7 protein-coding genes and 1 pseudogene are annotated in these 5,299 nt (G+C 69.8%); 2 read left to right on the top strand and 6 right to left on the bottom strand.

Annotated elements, in window-relative coordinates; all coding sequences use genetic code 11:
* Nucleotides 1–122 precede the first annotated feature (122 nt).
* The 6 genes and pseudogenes from hisF to hisB all read right to left on the bottom strand — a co-directional run.
* Nucleotides 123–800, bottom strand: a pseudogene (gene hisF, locus MFF42_RS00290) (imidazole glycerol phosphate synthase subunit HisF); the annotation flags it as partial.
* Nucleotides 801–810: 10 nt separating this feature from the next.
* The gene (locus tag MFF42_RS00295; RefSeq protein WP_238253516.1) at nt 811–1,296 is read right to left on the bottom strand and encodes a DUF29 domain-containing protein; all 486 of its coding nucleotides are present in this window, start codon (nt 1,294–1,296) and stop codon (nt 811–813) included.
* 23 nt (nt 1,297–1,319) lie between these two features.
* Nucleotides 1,320–2,066, bottom strand: a complete 747-nt coding sequence (gene hisA, locus MFF42_RS00300; protein ID WP_238253517.1) for a 1-(5-phosphoribosyl)-5-[(5-phosphoribosylamino)methylideneamino]imidazole-4-carboxamide isomerase — start codon at nt 2,064–2,066, stop codon at nt 1,320–1,322.
* 41 nt (nt 2,067–2,107) lie between these two features.
* Nucleotides 2,108–2,770, bottom strand: coding sequence for an imidazole glycerol phosphate synthase subunit HisH (gene hisH, locus MFF42_RS00305; RefSeq protein ID WP_238253518.1), 663 nt, complete (start codon nt 2,768–2,770; stop codon nt 2,108–2,110).
* Nucleotides 2,767–3,255, bottom strand: a complete 489-nt coding sequence (locus MFF42_RS00310; protein ID WP_238253519.1) for a DUF2628 domain-containing protein — start codon at nt 3,253–3,255, stop codon at nt 2,767–2,769. Before MFF42_RS00310 ends, hisH begins: the two co-directional genes overlap by 4 nt.
* 22 nt (nt 3,256–3,277) lie before the next feature.
* The gene (gene hisB / locus MFF42_RS00315) at nt 3,278–3,865 is read right to left on the bottom strand and encodes an imidazoleglycerol-phosphate dehydratase HisB (RefSeq protein ID WP_238253520.1); all 588 of its coding nucleotides are present in this window, start codon (nt 3,863–3,865) and stop codon (nt 3,278–3,280) included.
* Nucleotides 3,866–4,056: 191 nt separating this feature from the next.
* Between hisB and MFF42_RS00320 the strand changes: the two genes are divergently transcribed.
* Together MFF42_RS00320 and MFF42_RS00325 are read left to right on the top strand one after the other, a co-directional pair.
* Nucleotides 4,057–4,962, top strand: a complete 906-nt coding sequence (locus MFF42_RS00320) for a metallophosphoesterase (protein WP_238253521.1) — start codon at nt 4,057–4,059, stop codon at nt 4,960–4,962.
* A 35-nt stretch (nt 4,963–4,997) separates the two neighbouring features.
* Nucleotides 4,998–5,261, top strand: coding sequence for a YARHG domain-containing protein (locus tag MFF42_RS00325; RefSeq protein ID WP_238253522.1), 264 nt, complete (start codon nt 4,998–5,000; stop codon nt 5,259–5,261).
* Nucleotides 5,262–5,299: the final 38 nt, after the last annotated feature.

Consider the following 5,299-nt stretch of genomic DNA (forward strand, 5'->3'; position numbering starts at 1 on the left):
GGGATCGCCGGCCCGGCCGCGCCGCCGGGTAAAAAGTTGAAATGATTGCGGATTACGACACCCATGCGTCAGAATAACGCAGCCTGCCGCGCTGTCGCAGGCCGGAATGCGGGCTTCGGGGAGGCGCGGCCGTGAACGCGCCGCTCTTCCGCCACGAGGTCGTCGAGGCCGCCGACGCCGCCGGAGGCGATCACCGGCACCTTCACCGCGTCGGCGATGGCGCGGGTGAGCGCGAGGTCGTAGCCGGAGCGGGTGCCGTCCTTGTCCATGGAGGTGACGAGGAGTTCGCCCGCACCCCTCTCGGAAACCTTCCGGGCGAACTCGACCGCGTCGATGCCGGTCGGGTTGCGGCCGCCATGCGTGAAGATCTCCCAGCGCGCCGTCTCACCGGGCGCGGAGACGCGCTTGGCGTCGATCGCCACGACGATGCACTGGTCGCCGAACTTTTCGGCCGCCTCGGCGACGAAGTCGGGGTTCTTCACCGCAGCCGTGTTGATGCCGACCTTGTCGGCGCCCGCGAGCAGAAGCGTGCGGACATCGCCCACGGTGCGGACGCCGCCGCCGACGGTGAGCGGCATGAAGCAGGCTTCCGCCGTCCGGCTCACCACGTCGAGCAGGGTGCCGCGGTCCTCGTGGCTCGCGGTGATGTCGAGGAAGCAGAGTTCGTCGGCGCCGGCGGCGTCGTAGGCCTTGGCGGATTCGACCGGATCGCCGGCATCGCGCAGTTCGAGGAACTGCACGCCCTTCACGACGCGTCCGTCCTTCACGTCGAGGCAGGGGATGATGCGGGTCTTGAGCACGAAAAGACTTTCAGGTGTTCGGGTCGTCGGCGTCGACGGGGAAGGGCCGCGACCGGATCTCTTCCGGAGAATAGGGACAGGTCTCGGGGAAGCGCCTCAGGGGAAGCCGCGTCTCCTTCGATGCGCCGAGGCGGGCGCCTTGGTAAGCGCGCTCCAGGGCCTCGTCCAAGCGCCCTTTGAGACCCGGATTGTCCTTGAGGATGAACTCCGCCTCTTTCCGCTGCGCCGCGATCGAGATCGCCCAGCTTCGAGTCTTCTTGTCCGGCTGATGATCGAACTTGAGCATGTGCAGGAGGATCTCCCGCCACGCGCCGACGAGGCTGTTGAACTCGCTGCGTCCCAAGCTCTCGATCTCCTCCGCCAGATTCGCGAGGTCGAGGCCCGAGAAATCCCCGGCCCGCAGGCGTGCGCCTTGCTCCTGGGTCCAGGTGTAGAAGTCGTCCTCGTAGGCAGTGCCGTCCCGAGTCTGCACCGCAGCAGCCTTCACCGCACTCATGCGAGCCTCCTGCCCGCATCCTATCACGAAGTCGCGGCCCCTTTGGAGCGGGCGATCGCGGCGAGCGCCTCCTTCGGGTCGATGCGGCCGTCGTAGAGGGCGCGGCCGGTGATGGCGCCGGCGAGCACGGCGCAATCGGGCTCCAGCAGGCGCTCGACATCCGCCATCGAGGCGAGGCCGCCCGAGGCGATGACGGGAATGCTGACGGCCGAGGCCAAAGCCAGCGTCATCTCGATGTTGAGGCCCTTCAGGATGCCGTCGCGGGCGATGTCGGTGTAGATGATGGCGGCGACGCCCGCATCCTCGAAGCGGCGCCCGAGTTCCTCCGCCGTCATGCTGGAGGTCTGGGCCCAGCCCTCGACCGCGACCCGTCCGTCCTTGGCGTCGATGCCGACGGCGATGCGCCCCGGATGGAGGCGGGCCGCCTCGCGCACGAAGGCGGGATCGCGCACCGCCGCGGTGCCGATGATGACGCGGCTCACGCCCTTCTCCAGCCAGCCCTCGAGGGTGCGCATCTCGCGCACGCCGCCGCCGAGCTGCACCGGCAGGCTCACGCGGGCGAGGATCGCGTCGACGGCCGCGGCGTTGCGCGGCGCGCCGGCGAAGGCGCCGTCGAGATCGACCACGTGAAGCCAGGAGAAGCCCTGCATCTCGAAGGCTTCGGCCTGCGCCGCCGGATCGTCGTTGAAGACCTTGGCCTGGGCCATGTCGCCCTGAACGAGGCGGACGCAGCGCCCTTCCTTGAGGTCGATGGCCGGATACAGGATCACGCGTGGACTCGCCGGGTCGGTGTGTCGGAAAGCGGGCGCCCTCAGGGGCGCCAGCGCAGGAAGTTGCCGAGAAGGGCGAGGCCGAGGCGCTGGCTCTTCTCGGGGTGGAACTGGGTGCCGGCGACGTTGTCGTGCGCGACCATCGCCGTGACCGGGCCGCCATACTCGGCATGGGCGACCACGTCCGCCGGCTCCGCGGCCCGCAGCGCGAAGCTGTGGACGAAGTAGGCGTGGAGTCCGCCCTCCCCGGTCTCGATGTCGCGCAGCAGGGCGTGCTCGCGGTCGAGATGCAGGGTGTTCCAGCCCATATGCGGGATCTTGAGGGAAGGGTCGGCCGGCTCGATCGGGGCGACGTCGCCGGGAATCCAGTTCAGCCCCGCGGTCTCCTCGTATTCGAGGCCGCGGCTCGCCATGAGCTGCATGCCGACGCAGATGCCGAGGAAGGGCTTGCCCTGCGCCTTGACGGCCTCCGTCATCGCCTCGACCATGCCGGGCACCGCGTCGAGGCCGCGGCGGCAATCGGCGTAGGCGCCGACGCCCGGCAGCACCACGCGGTCGGCCGCCGCCACCGCCTCCGGCACGTCGGTGACGACGATGCGGGTGCCATCGAGCCCGGCCTCGCGGGCCGCGCGCTCGAAGGCCTTGGCCGCCGAGTGGAGGTTGCCCGATCCGTAATCGATGATCGCGACGGTCTGCTCGCTCACCGTCCACCCTCGCTCGCGGGGAAAAGGCCGATCACCGCGTCGTCGCCGCGGCGATGCGCCGGGCGGGTCGCGCCCGTCGGGATGACGCTCGGCACCGACTCGGCGTCGAGCCAGCGGGCGGCGACCTTCAACTCGGCCTCCTCCTGCGAGCCCGCGAGCACCGCGTCGCGGGCGGGCTTGCCCCGGCGGCCGTAGGTCCAGCGGCGCAGGCTCGAGGCTTCCATGCCGACCAACAGGCTGGCCAGCCCGGTGACGACCAGCGCCGCGAAGGGCGGGAGGCCGAGCGCCCGGCCCGCGAGCGCGAGCCCGACGAGCCCCACCAGAACGAGGAGCGCGGCGAGCCAGAGGCGATGGCGCAGGAACCAGAGCACCGTGAAGGCGAAGGCACCCCAGGAGAAGCCGTCGCGCACGAGATGCGCCCGTTCCAGCGCGCGGGGGTCACCGCGAAGCGCGCCCTCTGGAACGTGCAGCGTGTAGGTCCGCATCCTCGCTCCTCCTCAACCGGTCTCAGAGCGATCCCTTGGTGGAGGGAACGCGGCCATCCTCACGCGGGTCGATGGCGACGGCCTTCCGCAAGGCCCGGGCCAGCCCCTTGAAGACGCTTTCAGCGATGTGGTGCGCGTTCTCGCCGTAGAGCGTCTCGACATGCAGCGTGATGCCGGCATTCATCGCGAAGGCCTGGAAGAACTCCCGCACCAGTTCAGTGTCGAACTGCCCGATCTTCTCCACACGGAAGCTCGTGCGGAACACCAGGAACGGCCGGCCGGAGATGTCGATCGCGATGCGGCTCAGCGTCTCGTCCATCGGCAGGTGGATGTCGGCGTAGCGGGCGATGCCGCGCTTGTCGCCGAGCGCCTTCGCGACCGCCTGGCCGAGCGCGATGCCGGTATCCTCGGTGGTGTGGTGCTGATCGACGTGGAGGTCGCCCTCGACCTTGATCGTCACGTCGAACAGGCCGTGGCGGGCGAACAGCTCCAGCATGTGGTCGAGGAAGCCGACACCGGTCACGATCTCGGCCTTGCCGGTGCCGTCGAGATCGATCGAGACGGAAACGTCGGTCTCCGCCGTGCGGCGGCTGATGCTGGCTGTACGCATCGCGTGCTGGATGTCTGATCCTGGAACGGTCGGCGGGCCTCAGCGGCCGGCCGGGCCTGCCTTGTAGTGTGGAATGACCCTGCGGGGGAAGGGTTTTGGCACTCGGCCCCGCCATGAACCGATGCGTGCGTCATCCAACGGTCATGCGGCGGCGCCAGCCTGCCGCCCTCGCCCGGCCGACAGGAGCCGCCATGTTGTCCCGCCGTTCCGTCCTCGCCGCCAGCGCCGCGCTTCTCGCCGGCACGGCCGGAGCCGCGGACGGAAGGCTGCGCTTCGGCGTCATCGCCGACCCGCAATATGCCGAGGCGCCGCCCAACCTGACCCTCGGCCGGTACTACGCCAACAGCCTCGACAAGATGCGCGCCGCCGTCGCCGCCCTGAACGGGGAGGACCTGCGCTTCGTCGTGACGCTCGGCGACATCATCGACCGCGACGTGGCGAGCTACGACAAAATCCTGCCGATCTACCGGACGCTCCGCCACGAGACCCGCTTCGTGCTCGGCAACCACGATTTCGATCTGGTCCCCGAGCATCTCGAACGGGTGCCGGGTCTGCTCGGCATGGCGGCCCCCTATTACGACTTCGCGGTCGCCGGCATCCGCTTCGTCGTGCTCGACGGCAACGACGTCTCGCTGTTCGCCCCGCCGCCGGACGATCCGCGCCGGAAGCTGGCCGCGGAGCGCCTGGAGCAGGCCAAGGCGGCGGGCCTCGTCAACGCGAAGCCCTGGAACGGGTCCCTCGGCGACGCGCAATTCGCGTGGCTGGAGCGGAGCCTGCACGCGGCGCGGGAGGCCGGCGAGCGGGTCGTCGTGCTCAATCACTACCCGGTCGCGCCCGACAACCCGCACAATCTCTGGGACGCGAGCCGGCTCACCGGCCTGCTCGCGCGCCAGCCGCACGTCCTCGCCTACTTCAACGGCCACAATCATGCGGGCAACTACGCCGAGCGCGACGGAATCCACTACGTCAACTTCCACGGCATGGTAGACACGCCGGACAGCTCGGCCTTTGCCGTGGTGGAGATCACCGGCGACCGCCTGGACATCCGGGGGTTCGGTCGCGAGCCGAGCCGCTCGCTCACCCTCAAACCCGCCTGAGGACGCCCGTGCTCCGGCGGATCGGAGCTTGACTCATGCGTTTCGCCGCCGCCGCCCTTCTCGTGTCGATCACGGCCTCGCCCGCGCTCGCGGCCTACCCTTGCGACGAGCTGTGGGGCGAGCGTAACGCGATCTACAAGGATGCCGGCTACTGCTTCCGCACCGAGCGCGCGATCCGCGCCTTCGGCAATGCAGGCTGCAAGTACGACGAGTTGGCCGACGTGCCCCTCTCCGCCCGCCAGCGCGCCGACATCGCTGACATCCAGCGCCAGGAACGCGCCAACGGCTGCGCGCGCTGATTTTCTTCGAGGTTCCCCCTCTCCCCGCATGCGGGGAG

It is taken from the genome of Methylorubrum podarium (assembly GCF_022179745.1).
Lineage (GTDB): Bacteria > Pseudomonadota > Alphaproteobacteria > Rhizobiales > Beijerinckiaceae > Methylobacterium > Methylobacterium podarium.

What these genes read in the sequence shown, in the direction of transcription:
- MFF42_RS00325 (WP_238253522.1), top strand. Translation starts at nt 4,998, where the DNA reads ATGCGTTTCGCCGCCGCCGCCCTTCTCGTGTCGATCACGGCCTCGCCC.
- hisB (WP_238253520.1), bottom strand. Translation starts at nt 3,865, where the DNA reads ATGCGTACAGCCAGCATCAGCCGCCGCACGGCGGAGACCGACGTTTCC.
- MFF42_RS00310 (WP_238253519.1), bottom strand. Translation starts at nt 3,255, where the DNA reads ATGCGGACCTACACGCTGCACGTTCCAGAGGGCGCGCTTCGCGGTGAC.
- MFF42_RS00295 (WP_238253516.1), bottom strand. Translation starts at nt 1,296, where the DNA reads ATGAGTGCGGTGAAGGCTGCTGCGGTGCAGACTCGGGACGGCACTGCC.
- MFF42_RS00320 (WP_238253521.1), top strand. Translation starts at nt 4,057, where the DNA reads ATGTTGTCCCGCCGTTCCGTCCTCGCCGCCAGCGCCGCGCTTCTCGCC.